The sequence below is a fragment of the Acinetobacter sp. ANC 3813 genome (genome assembly GCF_002135435.1).
Lineage (GTDB): Bacteria > Pseudomonadota > Gammaproteobacteria > Pseudomonadales > Moraxellaceae > Acinetobacter.
The window spans coordinates 76618-95181 of sequence record NZ_NEGK01000010.1 but is presented as its reverse complement, the minus strand read 5'-3'; the positions used below and the strand labels follow the sequence as shown (position 1 = coordinate 95181).

Below are 18564 nucleotides of genomic sequence, written 5' to 3'. Positions count from 1 at the left end.
GCCATGACGGAAAAAGTTTCCAGGTCAGACTTAGGAAAAAAAGCGGTTAAGAGTGGTGCCTTAACAATGGTGGCCCAATTAATTAAAATCGCGCTACAGCTTGCATCGATTATCATTCTTTCTCGTTTGCTGTCGCCAGATGATTTTGGTCTGATTGCTATGGTGGTGGTGATTACTTCATTTATGCAATTGTTTCGCGATATGGGGTTATCAACTGCATCCATTCAAAAGGGCGATTTAACTTATGATCAAACCAATGCATTATTCTGGTTAAATGTTGCTGTTGGCGGTTTATTAACAATTATAACCATGTTGTGTGCTCCCTTAATCAGCTGGTTTTATGAGCGTCCCGAGTTACAAGCTGTTCTTATGGTATTGTCCAGTACTTTTTTGATTTCTAGCGCTGGGGCGCAACATTCTGCTTTAATGCAACGTGAATTGCGCTTTAAGCCTAAAGTTCTTGCAGATATAGCTGGGGCGGTGGCCACCTTGGTGGTTTCAATTGTAATGGCTATATGCGGTTATGGTTTTTGGGCATTAGCCTGGGGTACAGTCATTGGGGCAATAATTACTACAGTGATGTATTTTTTTGGTTCAAAATTTCGCCCCAGCCGCCCTAAAAAGACAGAAGGCATGCGGGAGCTCATAGGCTTTGGTGCGAATGTTACTATTTTTGAATTAGTGAATTATTTCCATCGCAACTTAGACAATATCCTGATTGGAAAAGTATGGGGGGCAGTGACTTTAGGGTTATACAGTCGCGGCTACCAAATGATGATGTTGCCGATTGCTAGTTTAAGACAACCGATTAATTCGGTTGCGTATCCTGTACTTAGTAAATTACAAAATGAGCCAATAGCATTTAGAGCCTATTACCAAAAAATTGCTACTTTGCTGGCTTTTTTATCCATGCCATTAATGGCTTTTTTGGTTGTGAATGCTTCAAACGTAGTCACTGTTGCCATGGGTAAAGGTTGGGAACAGCTTGTACCGATTTTTGTATTACTTGGTATCAGTGGTTTTATCCAGCCAGTTGGTACATTGAGGGGGTTGGTCCTACTTAGCTTAGGTAAATCTCGATTATACGTGCTATGGGGTGTGGTCAATGCAATTGTGGTTAGCATTGCTTTTATTATTGGAGTGCGCTGGAGTGCAGAAGGCGTAGCAGCTGCTTATGCCATTGCTAACTACTTATTGATCTACCCATCACTCTATTTCTTCTTTAAAGATACTCCTGTTAATCCGAGTGACTTTTTTTCATCAATTGCAATTCCAGCTATTGCCTCGATTGTGGCAGCAGCCTTGATGCATTGGGTGCAATTGTACTGGATGACAGACATTAACCAGCCGTTAATGCATTTGCTTATTAGTGGTCTTATGTATCTGATTTTATTTGTTATGGTAGTTTTGGTTTTGCCAAAAGGCAGAAATATCTTACAGCAATATTTGAAAATAATAGGGACGATAGTCAAATGAGTCTACCAAAAAAATTGTTCCAATCCCTCAAAAAATTTATTAAAGCAATATTGGAAAAAATAGATGATATTGCTACTAATATCGCAGCCAATAGTATCTTTTTGTCCAATTTGTATTATGCATTCCAATGGCGATTTGGATGGGAGCATCGTGCGGTATTGACTGGCAAAAAAATTTATGCTCAATCGCTCAAAAATCCAATTTTTAATACCAGCTTATTGCGCCGTAATACCCATAGGCTTGAAAAAGGCTTATTGATGCGGCCACGTCGTGTCCCATTTGGTTTGAACTACATAGAAGAAACGGTAGATGCCTATATACGCGCTGTTGAGTCTAATGTGGTTGAGGCTCGTGAATTGGCATGGGCATGTGATGTCTTGCAGGAGTATATGGCTATTACTCCAAGTCACCCAGTAATTGATCCATTAAGAGATCTTGTTATTAAAGCCTCTTTATCTGTACCGCAAGATGACAATGTACAATCTAAAATCCCCTATTTACGCTCAACGACCACAACACCAGATATTAGTTATGATCAATTATTGACTTTAGCTAAATACCGCCGTTCTGTACGTTGGTTTGAAGATGCTCCAGTATCACGTGAAATTATTGACAGAGCAATTGATGTGGCCGCTTATTCACCCACTGCTTGCAATAGACAACCATACGAGTTCCGTATATTTGATGATAAGCAATTGGTATCAGAATTAGCTAAGCTTCCTATGGGCACTGCAGGTTTTGGAGAGCAAATTCCCTGTCTTGCGGTCGTAGTTGGAAAATTACGGAATTATTATCATGAGCGAGACCGCCATTTGATTTATATCGATGGCTCTCTGGCAATTATGTCGTTCATCAATGCATTGGAAGTACAGGGTGTAGGCTCATGTTGTTTAAACTGGCCAGATGTTCCTAAACTGGAAACTAAAATGGCAAAATTGTTAAACTTAGCTGCAGATGAGCGTCCGATAATGTTGATTGCTTTTGGTCATCCTGATCCAGAAGGGATGGTGGCTAACTCAACAAAAAAACCTTTAAGTCAAATACGTACATATAATAATTTAGGTGCAGAGTAATGAGTAATAAGGAAATAGTTTTTGAGATACATGGTACAGGAACTCATAATAGAGGGGCTGAACTAATGGCTATAGCGATTTCAGATAAAATAAAGCTTATGTACCCTAACTCTAAAATTATTGTTGGTTCTACTTTTGGTACATATAAAGAAATTAATAAATATGGCTTTTATACATCATCACGTATTGAATCGCGGCAAAGAAAACCACTTTTAACCTTGTTAACTTCTTTTCTTAATAAAAGGATTATCAACCCTAAAAATGTAAATGTAATTTTTGATGCCTCAGGTTTTGCTTTTTCTGATCAATGGGGAGTAAATCCAGGAAAAAGATTATTGGGCAAGTTAAACGAAGGATATAGAGATTCTCAGTTATTTATTATGCTTCCACAAGCTTTAGGATCATTTAATGACAAAGCTGTATATGATTTAGTGAAAAGACTCTTTCAACGTGCTGAAATGGTTTTTGCTAGGGATAATCAATCATTTAACTATGCAAATAAAGTTGTAGATAAAAGTGCAAATTTAATAAAGAAAGCTCCTGATTTTACTATTGCTATTTCACCTCAAGAAGATAACGCGGTAAAGCTTCCAGAAAAATTTGTAGCTATAGTTCCAAATATTAGAATGTTAGATAAGTCTGATAGTCCTGAAAAATATTTAAATTTTCTTGCTACATCAATTTTACATATTAAAAAAAATAATTTAACACCGTTATTTGTTATTCATGATGCTCAAGAAGATTGTAAAGTTGTTAGTGCATTAGGTGAAATAGCTAATAATATAGGTGTTGTACAGCATGAAAATCCCAAAGTTTTAAAATATATATTGGGTAAAGCCGAATTTGTAATTGGATCAAGATTTCATGCACTAGTTAGCTCTATGTCGCAAGGGGTACCATGTATAGGAGCTGGATGGTCGCACAAATATCCAGAATTATTTCAGGATTTTTCTAATAGAGATGGATTAATTGATGACTTGGGTGATATAAATTCTCTTGAATTGCAAATTGAGAAATTTGCAGATGAGACATTTAGGGATAAAAGAAAGCAAGAAATATCACAAGCTGCATTGAGATTAAAAAATGAAATTGAAGAAATGTGGATATCAATAGGTCAAAAAATTAATCAGGTGGTTAATTAATATCTTAAAGTTGTTTAAGGATTTTTGTAATGAATCAGCCATTAGTTAGCGTGTATATACCTACATATAATAGATGTGAGTTATTAAAGCGTGCAATTGATTCTGTTAGGAATCAAACTTATAAAAATTTGGAAATTATTATTGTGGATGATCTTTCCACAGATAATACGCGGAATTTTTTAAAAGAAATACAAAAAGAAGATTCTCGAATAATATTAATATTTAAAGATAAAAATAGTGGTGCATGTGTTAGCAGAAATATGGCTATAAATACTGCTAGTGGGGAGTACATAACGGGTCTTGATGATGATGATTACTTTACTTCTCAAAGAGTTGAGCTATTTGTTAAAAGTTGGGCTATAAAGCCTAAAGATTGTGTGGCATTGTTTACACCAAATTATAGCGATACTAAGAAGAGTAAATTGCATGAATATGTAAGTTATTTGCTGTCAAAAAGAGTGATTAAAACACGAGATCTGTATTTTGCTAATTATGTTGGAAATCAAGTTTTTACTAAAACTGAAGTATTTAGAAAACTGGGCGGATTTGATGAAAAATTTAGGGCTTGGCAAGATTTAGAATTATGGTTTAGACTTAGCAGTTTAGGTGATATATTTAAATTGAGAAAGGCGACATATTATGTTGATAGAAGCCATGAGTTGAATCGTATAAGTAATCAAAATATTAATAAAATTATTGATACCAAGAAGCTTTTTATGGAAAAGCATTGTATTAATGATAAAGTGTATAAATCAGCATTAAATAATCATTTGTTTTATTATGATAAGTCTAAAGTTGATTTAAAAGATGTTTTTGTGAAATTGTTTTTTAATATTTGTGATGTAAAAGGTAATTTAGTTTATCTGTTGTCTTTCCTTAAATATAAATTTAAAGGATGATTGCTTTGAATCGTGGAATCTTATGAATTTTATTTTTAAAAATTATAAATGTTATATTGTTTTTTTTATAACTTTCTTTTTTATTTTTGGAATGAAGACTCCAATAGGTTCTTTAGCTCAAATTTTAACTGCTTTACTGTGTTTTTTAGGTTTTTTCTTCTATGGTAAGAGGTTGTTAAAATCAAGCAAGCCTTTTTTCTATATCGTATTATTTCTGATCTATGATTTTGTAATTTGTGGTTTATGGGGTGCGTATTCAGGTGTTTATGATTTTTCAATATTAATTACTAAAACAAATGTGATTCTATCAGTAGTTGCAACTTATATTTTAAGTATATATTTTTCAGAAAACTATAATAAGAAAGATTTTTTTGTCTTCCTATCTAGTATTTTTTTTATACAATCACTAATTGTGTTGGCAATGCTTTTAAATCCAACTTTTTCTGATTTTATAATGACATATACTAAAGATAGTGCTTTAACTGAGCGTATGCTCGATAGCTATTCTGGAGCTAGAGGTTTAGGTCTTGCTGATAGTGCTGCTTTTGGATTTTCTGTTGTAATGGCATTATTTGTTTTATTAACATTCTATAGCTATAAGAAGAATTACATTGGTGGTATATATTTTCTTTTAGTTATTTCATTGGGGCTGATTGCATCAATTAGTGCAGGTCGAGTCTCATTATTGGGTGTTTTTGCTGGGTTGTTTTTTTGGGCACTGTATTTAAATAGAACTAAAATATTAAGATTAATCTTCCTAACTTTTATTTCATTAGTCTTTATTTTATCGTATTTGATTAGTATACGAAACTCAGTAATTGAGCCAGCAGCTCTATCTGTTTTATATAATTATAGTATGGAGCCTATTTTTAATTATATAGATTATGGTGAGCTTAGATCTAGCTCAACAGATATATTGCAGAAAATGTATTTCCCTTTGAGTGAAAAACAATTGTTGATTGGTGATGCAAAATATATGGATGGTAATGCTTATTATATGCGTACAGATGCGGGATATATGAGGTTTACTCTATTTTATGGAGCGATCAACTCAATAATATTTTACTTCGCTTTTGCCTTTTTTTTGCTGTTTGTGTATTTCAAACTAAATAGTCAAGATGAAAAAAAATTAGTCCTTTTAATTGGTGTTCTATCTTTTTTACTGCATTACAAAGGTGAAATTATTTTGTTTGCTGTTTCTTATAATAAGTTGTTACTTTTAGTGATTTTTTATCTATATCTTTATAACTCTAAGGATAATCTTATTAAAAAAGGTAGTGGTATATGAAAATTCAAGTTTTATGTTCGACAATGTATGGCGTACAACCATTATTTATTAAAAAAGGTATGTTACCTTACGAGCCAATAATTGTTAATCAATGCCTAATTGAAGAGCATAAGGTTGATGGATTTAAGAATTATTTTGAAACTGGCTTATCAAAAAGTAGAAACAAGTGCATTGAAAATGCAAGTGCAGATATATGCCTATTGAGTGATAATGATGTTTATTTTGACTCTGAAACCTTAAATATTGTGACAAGATCTTTTGTTAAGTATCCAGAAGCTGATATTTTAACTTTTAAAGTAGAAACACCTGATGGTGAGAGTTTTAAAAATTATAAAGATGAATTTTTTTGGCATTCTAAGTTATCTTTAGCAAAAGTGTCATCTGTTGAAGTTGCATTTCGTAGAGAAGCTATTGTTAATAAAAACATTAAATTCGATGAAAATTTTGGGTTAGGCAGCAAGTTTGCTACAAGTGAAGAATACATTTTTCTTGCTGATGCATTAAATTGTGGACTTAAGATAGGATTTGTTCCTGAAGTTATTGTTTATCATCCAAAAGAGTCTTCTGGAGGTCAATTTAATAAGTTGTCTTTAATTGAAGCTAAAGGTGCAATGATAAAAAGAGTCTTTGGTTTATATGGTATTCCTATTTGTTTTATATTTTCTTTAAAAAAATTTAAATATTCTGAAATAGGTTTTCTTTCCTTTTTGAAGGTTATTTTTAAAGGGTTTTTTTCAAGACGTTAATTATGCATAATTTAGTATCAATAATCACCCCATCTTTCAACTCATCTGGTTTTTTAAATAAAACAATAGAATCTGTTATAAATCAGTCCTATAGTGATTGGGAGTTAATTATTGTTGACGATGCTTCAAGTGATGATTCTTGTTTAATTGTTAATAATTTTATTCAGATTGACCAGCGAATTAAATTAATAAAACTAGAGAAAAACTCTGGTGCTGCTGTTGCACGAAATACCGGTATTGAAGCCGCAAATGGTCGTTTTATTGCATTTTTAGATAGTGACGATACTTGGTTGCCGGAAAAACTTTTTGAGCAAGTTAATTTTATGTTAAATAATGATTATGCTTTAACATATACCCAATACCATCAAGTTGATGAGGACGGTAATTTATTAAATAACTTAAATTTTCCATTAAAAGTTAATTATCATGAATTATTGAAAACATGTGTGATCGGTTGCTTAACAGCAATGTATGATACGAATATAATTGGAAAGGTATATTTTCCACTGATTAGAAAACGCCAAGATTTTGCGTTATGGTTAAAAATTTTAAAAATTGTGCCTTATGCTTATTGCTTACCTCTTGATTTAGCAGGTTATACTGTTCGTAAAGATTCGATTTCAGCTAATAAATTAAAAGCAGCTCAATATAATTGGTATTTATATAGAAATATTGAAAAACTTAATGTATTTAAAAGTATTTACTATTTTTCTCATTATGCAATTAGAGGTATCATTCGCAGCAAGTTTAAAGCACTTTCAAAAGTTTTAAAATTGTAATTTTTTCGAATTATTATATTAGATTTTGTTAGAATTTAACAAAATCTAATTTTAAAAAAGTAGATTAATCAAATATGTTTTTTTGAACCTGAGGGGGTGAAATGAAACGCTCTTTAGATATTTTTATTGCAACTTTTGCTTTAATAATTTTATCTCCTATTTTTTTGTTTGTTTGTTGCAAAGTTCGTAAAAATTTAGGGTCTCCGGTCTTTTTTTATCAAGAGCGTCCAGGGAAAAATGCTAAAATTTTCAAAATGATAAAGTTTAGATCAATGCTTGATTCTGTAGATAAGCAGGGTAATCCATTACCAGATGATCAACGCATTACTCCTTTTGGCCATAAATTGCGTTCAACAAGTCTGGATGAAATGCCTCAGCTGATTAATGTGCTAAAAGGAGATATGAGCATTGTTGGCCCGCGTCCGCAAATGAAAGATTTTTTAGAACATTATACCCCTCATCAAATGCGTCGGCATGAAGTTAAACCAGGTATGACGGGTTTGGCACAGGTGAGCGGACGGAATAATTTGTCATGGGAAGAGAAATTTGACTTAGATGTTGAATATGTCGAAAAGCAGACAATTTTGATTGATTTTAAGATTATGTTTAAGACAGTTAAGGTGATGGTTACAAAAGAAGGTATTAATTCCCCTGATCAGATGGTTGGTGCAGAGAGATTTACCAGCACACCTATTGAAAAGCCGAAAACTGCGCACGAAAACAAAATTTAAATTTATCGCTGTAAATAAGTATCTAGATTATGATTAAGAAAGCTATTCTCCCCGTTGCAGGTTTAGGCACCCGTTTTTTACCTGCAAGCAAATCCATTCCAAAAGAAATGGTCACAGTCGTAGACCGTCCAGCAATTGAATATGTTGTGAAAGAAGCAGTAGCTGCAGGCATTGAACAAATTATTTTGGTTACCCATAGCTCTAAAGCATCGATTGAAAATTATTTTGATCGAAATTTTGAACTGGAAACGACCTTAGCCAATAAAAAGAAAGATGACCTGTTAAAAGAGATCACTGAAATTTTACCGCCGCATGTCAGTGTTGTGAGTGTGCGTCAGCCGCAGCCTTTAGGTTTAGGCCATGCTGTATTATGCGCAAAAGCCATTGTCGGCGATGATGATTTTGCTGTCTTGCTTCCTGATGTGCTTGTTCAATCTAATGATGTGGAAAATGATCTAGCATTGATGATTGGCCGCTTTAATGTTTCTCAGGCCTCACAAATTATGGTGGAAGCAGTTCCAGATGATTTGGTTGACCAATATGGTATTGTTGACGTTTCAGTTGTTCCTGAAGAAGGCAAAAGTATTGTTATGCAAGGCATTGTAGAAAAACCTCCAGTTGGTACTGCACCCTCAAATCTGTCAGTGGTTGGGCGCTATGTATTGCCAGCAAAAATCATGCAGCTGCTTGAGCAGACACCTAAAGGCGCTGGTAATGAAATTCAGCTGACAGATGCGATTGCTATGCTGCAGCAAACAGATCAGGTCGAAGCCTATAGAATGAAAGGTCAAACATTTGACTGCGGCAGTAAAATTGGCTATCTGAAAGCTGTTTTGCATTACGGTGTTGCTCATCCTAAATTAGGCAATGAGTTCAAAGCATTAATCCAAGAACTTAAGCTGTAAGCTGAGATTAGAAGTCATGAAGATTGCAGTATTTGGCAGGACACTATATTCAGGTGTGCTATCGGGTTTGCTGGCAGACTGCGGGCATGAGATTTTTTGGTGTAATTTTTTAAAAAGCCATCATTCTGCTGAACATATTTATGCTCAAGATAAAACACTTCAAGACCTGCTCAGCGCACAAGAGAAAAATGGCTTTTTGACGCACTGTACTCTTCAGGATGTGCCTGTTGATACTGATGCTTATGTTTATAGCTTTAATCCTACAGAACAAGATTTTGGTATAGAAATCCTGAAAGAGCTTGGCCAGCGTCAGATTATTCACCCTAAGCTGATGATCAATGCTTCAACGCTGGGTTTGCATGGTACGGAAAAGTTTAAACAATATCTGCCGGAAGATGATTGGATCTATTTGCCGGACATTGTTCAGGAAGGGAACAGTTTGGCTAGCTTTAGCCAAGCAGAGCAGCTGATCGTAGGCTGTGATTTCGAACATGTGCAGATCAAAGTAAAAGAATTGCTGCGTCCTATATATCCAAGGCCGAATCAGTATCTTTTTATGCCAATTCTTGATGCTGAATTTACCAAGCTGAGTATTTCGGGGATGCTGGCCACTCGCATCAGTTATATCAATGATTTAGCGATTGTCGCTGAGAAACTGGGTATTGATATTGAGTTTGTGCGTCAAGGCATGGCGGCCGACAGCCGTATAGGGGCATCTTACCTCTATCCTGGCGCTGGTTTTGGCGGAGAAAACTTTTCGCATGATATTCTAACATTGGTCGATACCGTAACGGGCAGTGGCGCTAAGAGTCAGCTTCTCTCTCAGGTATGGGATATTAATGAACAGCAGAAAGAAGTTTTGTTTGCCAAATTGTGGAATTATTACCATGGCAATTTGACGGGAAAAACCGTGGCAATTTGGGGTGCTTCTTTTAAGGAAAATACAGCGCGGGTGCAGCAATCCCCCATACATCCCATGCTAAAAGCATTGTGGGCGCAGGGTGTCACAGTCAAACTGCATGATCCGCAGGCGCTTGCGGAAATAGAAAAGATTTATGGTCACCGTTCAGACCTCATTTACTGCACAGATCAATATGATGCGGTAAATGAGGCGCATGCTTTATGTGTATTAACCGCATGGAAACAGTATTCTAGTCCAAATTATTCAGCTTTATTAAAGAACATGCGTCATCCGCTGATTTTGGATGGCCGTAATATTTATAATCCAAATTACGTGAAGGAACAGGGCTTTGCTTATATGGGAGTGGGGCGTTAATGGCAATTCAAACTTATCCATATCTAGTTGAAGAAACTCAAGCAGTCATCTCTGAGTTAAATGAATTAAAAAAAGAATTTGAACTGAAACATTTAACGGCCTTATTTGCTGAAAACTCAGAACGTTTCGCTGATTTTTCAGTCAATTTAGAGCCGATCGTTTTCGATTTCAGCAAGCACCGTGTTGATCAAAAGGTGTTAAAAACCTTGGTGCAATGGGCGCATGCACAAGATTTAAACCCTTGGATTAAGCGTCTGTTTTCAACGCAAGAAGTCAATTGCACAGAAAACCGTTCCGCAATGCATTGGGCATTACGCTTGCCGGAAAATGATCAGGAACATCCTGAAATTGCGCAGCAAGTGCATGCGCAATTTCAGCGCATGTTTGATTTGGTTCGAAAAATTCATGATGGCCAATGCCGCGGCGCTACAGGCGAGGTGATTCAGGATGTCGTGAACATTGGTGTAGGGGGGTCTGATTTAGGCCCGCTGATGGTAGTGCATGCACTCTCTGACTTTAAGCAGGCGACGCAAAAAAAACTGAATATGCACTTTGTCTCGACCATTGACGGCAGCCAGCTTTCGGATATTTTGCATAAATTGCGGCCTGAAACGACACTCTTTGTGATTTCTTCAAAATCTTTTGGAACCATTGATACACTATCCAATGCGCAAACAGCCCGTATTTGGCTGGAAAAAACTTTGGGTCAAGAGCCGAAGGTTTTAAAGCATCATTTTATTGGGGTCTCGACCAAACCTGACAAAATGACAGCTTGGGGTATTGCGCCAGAAAAGCAGTTTTTGCTTTGGGATTGGGTTGGTGGCCGATACTCTCTCTGGTCATGTATTGGTTTTCCGATTGCTTTAACCATTGGTGTAGATGGGTTTAAACATTTGCTAGCTGGTGCTTATGCCATGGACCAGCACTTTCAAACAGCGCCCTTTGAAAAAAATATTCCTGTGCTAATGGGCTTGCTTGGTGCTTGGAATAACAATTTTTTAGATATTCAAACGCATGCGGTGCTGCCTTATGATGGGCGTTTGAAATACTTTGCTTCTTATCTGCAGCAGCTGGAAATGGAATCAAATGGCAAGTCTATTCAGCGCAGTGGAGATCGGGTCGAATGGGATACTTGCCCGATTGTTTGGGGGGAAGTTGGACCCAATGCACAGCATGCCTTCTATCAGCTGCTGCATCAAGGCACGCAAGCCGTCAGCAGTGATTTTATTGCGCCTGTACAGCGTTATAATGCCAAGCAATTTACCTATGTAGACAATGCTGAAGCGCTGATTGATCAGCATCATTTGGCTTTATCAAACTGTTTGGCGCAGTCGCGGTTGCTGGCCTTTGGCAATCAGGCTTTAGATCAGGCAGAATTATCTGATTTGCCTGACTACAAAAAATATGAAGGCAATCAGCCGAGCACTACAATTTTAATGCAGGAACTCAATCCTTACAGCTTGGGGATGCTGATTGCAATGTATGAACATAAAGTGTTCGTACAATCTGTGCTGTGGAATATTAATCCCTTTGATCAATGGGGCGTAGAAAAAGGCAAAGAAATTGCCAATCAGCTGCTGCCAATTTTGAATGGGGAACAGCATGATCTATCAGCGCTGGATGCTTCCACACAAGGTTTATTGAATATTTTGTTGAGAAAAACGCATGGCTAAAATTTTAGTGACGGGCGGGGCTGGCTATATCGGTTCACATACTTGTATAGAGCTTTTAGCTGCGGACCATGAAGTGATTGTACTGGATAATCTATGCAACAGTTCAGAAGAAGCCTTGCTGAGAGTGCAGGACATCGCAACGAAAGTGATGACATTTGTACAAGGCGATATTCGAGATTCAGCGGCTTTGGACCGTTTATTTCAAACGTATGCTATTGATGCAGTGATTCATTTTGCAGGTTTGAAAGCTGTTGGCGAAAGTCAAAAATTTCCGCAGCTGTACTTTGACAACAATATTGCAGGCTCGCTCTCATTGTTTAATGCCATGGAGAAAGCAGGTGTTTTTAAGCTGGTGTTCAGCTCATCTGCTACCGTCTATGACGAAGCGAATGTTTCGCCTTTAAATGAGACTATGCCGACTGGCACGCCAAGCAATAATTATGGCTATACCAAGTTAATGGTTGAGCAGATTTTGCAGAAACTTCAGCAGGCGGATGAACGCTGGTCGATTGCATTACTGCGTTATTTCAATCCAGTCGGTGCACATAAAAGCAGCCGCATTGGTGAAGATCCTCAAGGTATTCCGAATAATTTAATGCCTTATTTAACGCAGGTTGCGGTTGGACGCCGTGAGAAGCTCTCTATTTTTGGCAATGATTATGATACTGCAGACGGTACTGGGGTGCGGGATTATATTCATGTGGTGGATTTAGCCAATGCACACTTATGCGCATTGAATAATCGCTTGAATCAAACAGGCTGCCGAGTGTGGAATATTGGAACGGGTAAAGGCTCTTCAGTTTTAGAACTGAAAAATACTTTTGAACAAGTCAATGGCATCGAAATTCCATTTGAATTTTCACCGCGCCGTGAGGGTGATGTTGCTACCTCTTTTGCAGACAACACGCGTGCACTGTCAGAACTTGGCTGGAAACCGCAGTATAGTTTGAAGGATATGCTGGCAGACAGCTGGAATTGGCAAAAGCAAAATCCTACTGGTTTCAATTAGATCTGCTAAAATTTAAAAGTGCTTTCGAGCTCCCGTGTTGTGAATTAAATATGGGAGCACTAGAGTCCGCTAGGGTGCCAATATTGGTATCCCATATTATTATTCCATCTACTCCTTTTGACTTAATATAATTTAGCCTTTTTGAGGCTTCTTGTTCTGTTAAAGGCTCAATAATTTTTTCTCCCCTTTTTTCTTTTGTGATATATGTAATTGAAAAATAAGGTATAATTTTTAAGTTATATTTTTTTGCATATTTTTTTGCTTCGCTGATTTGTAAGTCAACTCGGTTTTTCCAATCATTGAAATCTCTGATATTAAAATTATATATAACTGGGTTGAGAAAATTAACTTGAGAAGCAACAGTCTCATAAGCTTGATTCAAATTTATGAACTTTTGGCGTTTTTCATTATCTACAATTTCTGTACGTGGGAGTCCTTGAGGGAGTACGCCGTAGACGCCTACAGGAGCTTTACCCCCGAATTTATGATATAGACTAAGGGTTTTTTGAATAGTAGGAAGAACCGTTTTAGGTTGAAATCTGTCTCCAACTTCAATATCAAATGAAATTGGGATATTGGGGTATTTCGACGCTTTCTCAGCTATAATTTTAATCTTTTGAGCATCAGGGATTCCATTGGTTAAGAATCTATTATGATAAACAACGTCAATGGGTTTAATATTCTGTTGCTTTAAATAGTTCTGAAATTGATTTGAATTGGAAATCAAATTTCCATTACTATCCGTATAATTTTTCCATTTAATATATTGGTAAATATCAAAACAGTAAGCATTGCTTGAAAATAAAACAAGAAAAAAAATTAAATTTTTCATATGGATGCTCATGGTGTTGATATAAACTTAAAGAAAAGGTTAGCTTTTTAATCTAACCTTTTCTTAGATTATAAATATTATGATTTTGTAATGATTTGATGCAGTAACTCTATATATTCACGCATCGGCTTAGGACTTTGATCTCTTCGGCTTTCAATATTAAGACGCAATAATGGCTCAGTATTGGATGCGCGGACATTGAAGCGCCATGCGCCAAAATCCAAACTTACACCATCTGTTTGATCGATTTCAGGTTTTTGATCTGCAAAGTGATCAAAAATCTTTTGAATAGTGACTTGAGTATCCGCCACTTTAAAGTTGATTTCGCCAGAGCACGGGAACTTGGCAATCATGCCTTCAACCAGTGCAGAGAGGTTTTGCTGGGTTTCAGACAATACCGCAATGGCTAACAGCCATGGAATCATGCCGCTGTCACAGTAGGCGAAGTCTCGGAAGTAATGATGGGCAGACATTTCCCCGCCATAGACAGCATTATGTTCACGCATGACATCTTTAATGAAGGCATGCCCAGATTTTGACTGTACCGTTTGGCCTTGGTATTGATCAACAATATCTAGGGTATTCCACACCAAGCGCGGGTCATGCACAATTTTTTCACCAGATTGCTTCAGCAGGAAAGCTTGCGCCAAGAGGCCGACAATATAGTAGCCTTCAATAAATTGGCCTTTTTCATCAAACAGGAAACAGCGGTCAAAGTCGCCATCCCATGCAATGCCCATGTCTGCCTGATGTTCAAGTACAGCCTTGCTGGTGCTGTCACGGTTTTCAATCAAGATTGGGTTGGGAATGCCATTGGGGAATGTGCCATCTGCTTCATGATGAATTTTAATAAATTCTACAGGCATGCTGAGCGCTTTAAATTTATCTTCGATGGCATCAATCACATGGCCTGCTGCACCATTGCCGGCATTCACGACCAGTTTGAGTGGGCGAATTTTTGCAGGGTCAATATAGCCCATCAGATGATCGACGAATTCAGGCAAAATATTGTACTTTTCTGTGCTGCCTTTTACAGCAACATCATTGAATTCACCCGCTTCAGCCAAAGCCTGAATCTCTTTTAAGCCTGTATCAGCACTGATCGGCCGGGCATTTTCCCGCACCAGCTTCATGCCGTTATAATCCATAGGATTATGGCTGGCTGTGACTTCAATTCCGCCTTGCACGTTTAGATGGAAGGCGCCGAAATAGACTTCTTCTGTGCCTGTCATACCAAGGTCAAGGACATTGACACCCGCATCATTCAGACCTTTGATGGTCGCTTGTTTTAAGCCTTCACTGCTTAAACGGATATCACAGCCAATTACAATTTTTTTAGGCTGATAAATTTGGCCATACGCACGGCCAATTTTATAGGCGATATCTTCGTTTAATTCTGTACCGAGTTTTCCACGGATGTCATAAGCTTTAAAGCAAGTCAATTTGGTCATAAGTATTCTCAAGGATCAGACAGGAAAAGGGCTGGAAATCCAGCCCTTAATCAAAATTTATTATTCAACCGTGACCGATTTTGCCAAGTTTCGCGGCTGGTCGACATCGGTGCCGCGCAATACGGCAACATGATACGACAGCAGCTGTACTGGAATGCTGTAAACGATCGGCGCTAGAACAGCGCTGACGCTTGGCACGTGAACCACGTGCTGACGGTCCTTAGTGCTGACTCCGCTGTTTTCATCTGCGAAGACAAATAGTTCGCCGCCGCGTGCCTGTACTTCTTCCATATTGGATTTCAGTTTGTCCAGCATGTCATCTTGCGGTGCAAGAATCACGACAGGCATGTCATTGTCGACCAAAGCCAATGGGCCATGCTTCAATTCGCCCGCTGCATAGCCTTCGGCATGAATATACGAAATTTCTTTCAGCTTCAGTGCACCTTCAAGGGCAATTGGGAACTGCGTGCCGCGGCCTAAGAATAAGCAGTGCTGCTTTTCTTTAAACAATTCAGACAGGCGGAGGATCGAATCATTTTTTTGTAGCGTATCCAAAATCACTTTGGGTGTATGCCACAATTCTGCAGTGATGGTTTCGATCTGTTCAGTGCTAATGCTGTTTTTGACTTGGCCGATTTTCAGCACCAGCAGCATTAACGCGGCTAATTGCGTTGTAAAGGCTTTGGTAGATGCTACGCCAATTTCAGGACCAGCCAAAGTCAGCAGGCTGTAATGCGTCTCACGCACCATAGACGATGTTGCAACGTTGCAGATGGTCATTGTCGTAATATCTGTGCCTTTGGCAGCCGCACGTTTTTGTGTATCGCGCAGGGCAGCTAAAGTATCAGCCGTTTCACCTGATTGGGAAATGCAGACATACAGTGTATTGTTTACAATGACTGGTGAGCGGTAACGGAATTCGCTGGCAATTTCGACTTGCGCAGGCACATCAATCAGCTGTTCAAACCAGTATTTGGCAATCATGCCGGCATGGTAGCTGGTGCCGCAGGCAATAATTTGCACTTGCTGAATTTTGCTGAAATCCGCTTCTGCATTTTGCATGAAGTCTGCACGCAGGCTGTTGCCATTCAGCGCTTGAGAAATCGTTTGCTGAATCGCTTCAGGCTGTTCATAGATTTCTTTCAGCATGTAATGCTTATATTCACCTTTAGAGGCATTGCTGACCGTTGCATCCAGTTCTTTCACTGGGCGTTCAACGCGGTTGCCATCAACAAATACTTCAATGCTGGTGCGCGTTAAGCGGGCAATGTCGCCTTCTTCAAGGTAAATAAAACGGTTGGTAATTGGTAACAATGCCAATTGATCCGAGCTGATAAAATTTTCACCAATGCCGACACCAATCACCAATGGAGAGCCTTCACGTACAGTGATCAATTCATTAGGATGGTCAGTATGCACAATACCCAGCGCATACGCGCCTTTCAGCTGCGGCACAACTTGACGTACAGCTTCCAGCAGGCTTAGTGTTGATTTCAGTGCATCATTGACTAAATGCGCAACAACTTCGGTATCTGTTTGTGAAGTGAAAACATAGCCTAAAGCTTCAAGATCATCTTTCAGTTCTTGATAGTTTTCGATAATGCCGTTGTGCACCACAGCCACATTGCCTGAAATATGCGGATGCGCATTATTTTCAGTCGGTTTGCCGTGCGTCGCCCAGCGCGTATGCGCAATGCCTAAAGAGCCTGCAATATGGGATTCATTCACAGCTTCTTCAAGATTGGCCACTTTGCCGACGCGGCGTTCGCGAAGGACATGCCCGCTGTTAATCAATGCTAAGCCAGCAGAATCATAGCCGCGGTATTCAAGGCGTTTTAAGCCTTCAATTAAAATTTCTGTAATGCTGCGTTCAGCAATTCCGCCGACAATACCACACATAGTAAAACCCTCTTATTTCTTAATCTTTTGCGGACGCGGATAATCTGCTTTGACAAATTGCTGAGAACGTTCTACGGCTAAGCAATTGTCTGCGACATCACGGGTAATGGTTGAGCCAGCGCCGACTGTTGCGCCGTTGCCAATTTTAACAGGCGCGACCAGCGAGCTGTTAGAGCCAATAAAAGCGGCATCGCCAATAATGGTTTTGAATTTGTTTGCGCCGTCATAGTTGCAGGTAATGGTGCCTGCACCGATATTCGAGCCAGCGCCAACTTCGGCATCGCCCAAATAAGTGAAATGATTGGCTTTTGAGCCTAGGCCAATGCTCGAGTTTTTCACTTCGACAAAGTTGCCGATATGCACATCAGCAGCCAGTTTTGCACCTGGGCGCAGGCGTGCGAATGGGCCGATTTGGGTGTTTTCACCCACGATTGCGCTGTCAAATACGCTATACGGCTGCACTTTAGTGCCTGCTGCAATTTTGGTATTTTTAATGACACAGCCTGCGCCAATTTCAACGTGATCACCGAATTCACATTCGCCTTCAATAATCACGTTAATATCAATACGCACATCCGTACCGGCGGTCAGCTGCCCGCGCAAATCAAAGCGGTTTGGGTCGATTAAATGCACGCCTTGCTGCATCAGTAGTTTCGCTTGATAGGCTTGGAATTCACGCTCCAAAGCCGCCAATTGTACGCGGTCATTCACACCTTCGACTTCAAATGCGCGTTCAGGTTCTACAGAAGCAACTTCAAGGCCATCTGCAATTGCCATCGCGACAATATCAGTCAGATAGTATTCACCCTGTGCATTGTCATTGGATAATTTAGGCAGCCACTCATGCAGTTTGGCATTGCTGACACAGTAAATACCCGTATTGAACTCTTTAATTTTACGCTGTTCTTCAGAGGCATCTTTATGTTCAATGATGGCTTGAATTTTACCGTTGTTACGAACAATGCGGCCATAACCTGTTGCATCAGCAACCGTTAGCGTCACAAGAGCAATTCCGGTATTTTGCGCAGCATCCAGCAGTTTTTGCAGTGTATCGGTGCTGATGCACGGCACGTCACCGGATAAAATCAGGGATTGGCCAGTTTGAGGTAAAACAGGCAAAGTCACTTTAACAGCATGGCCTGTGCCCAGCTGTTCTGCCTGCTCAACCCACTGTACTTGTTCTTGACTGAATTCTTGTTGTACGAGGTCGCCGCCATGTCCATAAATGGTAATAATATTATTGGCTTGAAGTTTTTTTGCAGTCTCGATTACATGCCCTAGCAATGGACGGCCAGCTAAGGGCTGAAGTACTTTGGGCAAGCTGGAACGCATACGGGTTCCTTTGCCTGCGGCAAGAATGATTACGCTAGTAGACATGGTAAATC

16 protein-coding genes are annotated in these 18564 nt (G+C 38.7%); 12 read left to right on the top strand and 4 right to left on the bottom strand.

Annotated features, from left to right (window positions below; translation table 11 throughout):
* Positions 1–3: 3 nt before the first annotated feature.
* The 12 genes from B9T34_RS14995 (at position 4) to galE (ending at position 12997) form a co-directional block, all read left to right on the top strand.
* Positions 4–1476, top strand: a complete 1473-nt coding sequence (locus B9T34_RS14995; protein WP_086213933.1) for a lipopolysaccharide biosynthesis protein — start codon at positions 4–6, stop codon at positions 1474–1476.
* Complete coding sequence (locus B9T34_RS14990; protein ID WP_086213932.1) at positions 1473–2549, top strand: nitroreductase family protein; 1077 nt, start codon at positions 1473–1475, stop codon at positions 2547–2549. Before B9T34_RS14995 ends, B9T34_RS14990 begins: the two co-directional genes overlap by 4 nt.
* A complete protein-coding gene (locus B9T34_RS14985) occupies positions 2549–3691 on the top strand; it encodes a polysaccharide pyruvyl transferase family protein (RefSeq protein WP_086213931.1) in 1143 nt (380 codons plus the stop codon). Before B9T34_RS14990 ends, B9T34_RS14985 begins: the two co-directional genes overlap by 1 nt.
* A gap of 29 nt (positions 3692–3720) precedes the next feature.
* Entirely contained in the window at positions 3721–4590 is an 870-nt protein-coding gene (locus B9T34_RS14980) for a glycosyltransferase family 2 protein (RefSeq protein ID WP_086213930.1), read from the top strand.
* 22 nt (positions 4591–4612) lie between these two features.
* Positions 4613–5878, top strand: a complete 1266-nt coding sequence (locus tag B9T34_RS14975; RefSeq protein ID WP_086213929.1) for a hypothetical protein — start codon at positions 4613–4615, stop codon at positions 5876–5878.
* Positions 5875–6624, top strand: a complete 750-nt coding sequence (locus tag B9T34_RS14970; protein ID WP_086213928.1) for a glycosyltransferase family A protein — start codon at positions 5875–5877, stop codon at positions 6622–6624. Before B9T34_RS14975 ends, B9T34_RS14970 begins: the two co-directional genes overlap by 4 nt.
* Before the next feature lie 2 nt (positions 6625–6626).
* Positions 6627–7403: a glycosyltransferase family 2 protein gene (locus B9T34_RS14965; RefSeq protein ID WP_086213927.1), complete on the top strand. Its 777-nt coding sequence runs from the start codon at positions 6627–6629 to the stop codon at positions 7401–7403.
* A 101-nt stretch (positions 7404–7504) separates the two neighbouring features.
* Positions 7505–8134: a sugar transferase gene (locus B9T34_RS14960; RefSeq protein ID WP_086213926.1), complete on the top strand. Its 630-nt coding sequence runs from the start codon at positions 7505–7507 to the stop codon at positions 8132–8134.
* 29 nt (positions 8135–8163) lie between these two features.
* Positions 8164–9039 carry a UTP--glucose-1-phosphate uridylyltransferase GalU gene (galU, locus tag B9T34_RS14955; RefSeq protein ID WP_086213925.1) on the top strand — a complete coding sequence of 292 codons (876 nt, stop codon included), beginning with the start codon at positions 8164–8166 and terminating at the stop codon, positions 9037–9039.
* A 16-nt stretch (positions 9040–9055) separates the two neighbouring features.
* On the top strand, positions 9056–10315 hold the full coding sequence (locus B9T34_RS14950) for a UDP binding domain-containing protein (protein WP_086213924.1): 1260 nt from the start codon (positions 9056–9058) through the stop codon (positions 10313–10315).
* Positions 10315–11988 (top strand): glucose-6-phosphate isomerase, encoded by a 1674-nt coding sequence (pgi, locus tag B9T34_RS14945; RefSeq protein ID WP_086213923.1) that lies wholly within the window; start codon positions 10315–10317, stop codon positions 11986–11988. Before B9T34_RS14950 ends, pgi begins: the two co-directional genes overlap by 1 nt.
* The gene (galE, locus tag B9T34_RS14940) at positions 11981–12997 is read left to right on the top strand and encodes a UDP-glucose 4-epimerase GalE (protein ID WP_086213922.1); all 1017 of its coding nucleotides are present in this window, start codon (positions 11981–11983) and stop codon (positions 12995–12997) included. Before pgi ends, galE begins: the two co-directional genes overlap by 8 nt.
* On the opposite strand, the gene B9T34_RS14935 is transcribed toward galE, so the two are convergent.
* The 4 genes from B9T34_RS14935 to glmU form a co-directional block, all read right to left on the bottom strand.
* Positions 12990–13829 carry a hypothetical protein gene (locus B9T34_RS14935; protein WP_086213921.1) on the bottom strand — a complete coding sequence of 280 codons (840 nt, stop codon included), beginning with the start codon at positions 13827–13829 and terminating at the stop codon, positions 12990–12992. The genes galE and B9T34_RS14935 overlap by 8 nt on opposite strands.
* 77 nt (positions 13830–13906) lie before the next feature.
* Entirely contained in the window at positions 13907–15280 is a 1374-nt protein-coding gene (locus tag B9T34_RS14930; RefSeq protein WP_086213920.1) for a phosphomannomutase, read from the bottom strand.
* Positions 15281–15340: 60 nt separating this feature from the next.
* Complete coding sequence (gene glmS / locus B9T34_RS14925) at positions 15341–17179, bottom strand: glutamine--fructose-6-phosphate transaminase (isomerizing) (RefSeq protein ID WP_086213919.1); 1839 nt, start codon at positions 17177–17179, stop codon at positions 15341–15343.
* A gap of 12 nt (positions 17180–17191) precedes the next feature.
* Entirely contained in the window at positions 17192–18556 is a 1365-nt protein-coding gene (gene glmU, locus B9T34_RS14920) for a bifunctional UDP-N-acetylglucosamine diphosphorylase/glucosamine-1-phosphate N-acetyltransferase GlmU (RefSeq protein ID WP_086213918.1), read from the bottom strand.
* Between the last annotated feature and the right edge of the window lie 8 nt (positions 18557–18564).

Coding starts and splice junctions, on each gene's coding strand:
- B9T34_RS14950 (WP_086213924.1), top strand. CDS start 9,056: ATGAAGATTGCAGTATTTGGCAGGACACTATATTCAGGTGTGCTATCG.
- B9T34_RS14995 (WP_086213933.1), top strand. CDS start 4: ATGACGGAAAAAGTTTCCAGGTCAGACTTAGGAAAAAAAGCGGTTAAG.
- galU (WP_086213925.1), top strand. CDS start 8,164: ATGATTAAGAAAGCTATTCTCCCCGTTGCAGGTTTAGGCACCCGTTTT.
- glmU (WP_086213918.1), bottom strand. CDS start 18,556: ATGTCTACTAGCGTAATCATTCTTGCCGCAGGCAAAGGAACCCGTATG.
- B9T34_RS14935 (WP_086213921.1), bottom strand. CDS start 13,829: ATGAAAAATTTAATTTTTTTTCTTGTTTTATTTTCAAGCAATGCTTAC.
- galE (WP_086213922.1), top strand. CDS start 11,981: ATGGCTAAAATTTTAGTGACGGGCGGGGCTGGCTATATCGGTTCACAT.
- glmS (WP_086213919.1), bottom strand. CDS start 17,179: ATGTGTGGTATTGTCGGCGGAATTGCTGAACGCAGCATTACAGAAATT.
- B9T34_RS14975 (WP_086213929.1), top strand. CDS start 4,613: ATGAATTTTATTTTTAAAAATTATAAATGTTATATTGTTTTTTTTATA.
- B9T34_RS14985 (WP_086213931.1), top strand. CDS start 2,549: ATGAGTAATAAGGAAATAGTTTTTGAGATACATGGTACAGGAACTCAT.
- B9T34_RS14930 (WP_086213920.1), bottom strand. CDS start 15,280: ATGACCAAATTGACTTGCTTTAAAGCTTATGACATCCGTGGAAAACTC.
- pgi (WP_086213923.1), top strand. CDS start 10,315: ATGGCAATTCAAACTTATCCATATCTAGTTGAAGAAACTCAAGCAGTC.
- B9T34_RS14965 (WP_086213927.1), top strand. CDS start 6,627: ATGCATAATTTAGTATCAATAATCACCCCATCTTTCAACTCATCTGGT.
- B9T34_RS14960 (WP_086213926.1), top strand. CDS start 7,505: ATGAAACGCTCTTTAGATATTTTTATTGCAACTTTTGCTTTAATAATT.
- B9T34_RS14970 (WP_086213928.1), top strand. CDS start 5,875: ATGAAAATTCAAGTTTTATGTTCGACAATGTATGGCGTACAACCATTA.
- B9T34_RS14990 (WP_086213932.1), top strand. CDS start 1,473: ATGAGTCTACCAAAAAAATTGTTCCAATCCCTCAAAAAATTTATTAAA.
- B9T34_RS14980 (WP_086213930.1), top strand. CDS start 3,721: ATGAATCAGCCATTAGTTAGCGTGTATATACCTACATATAATAGATGT.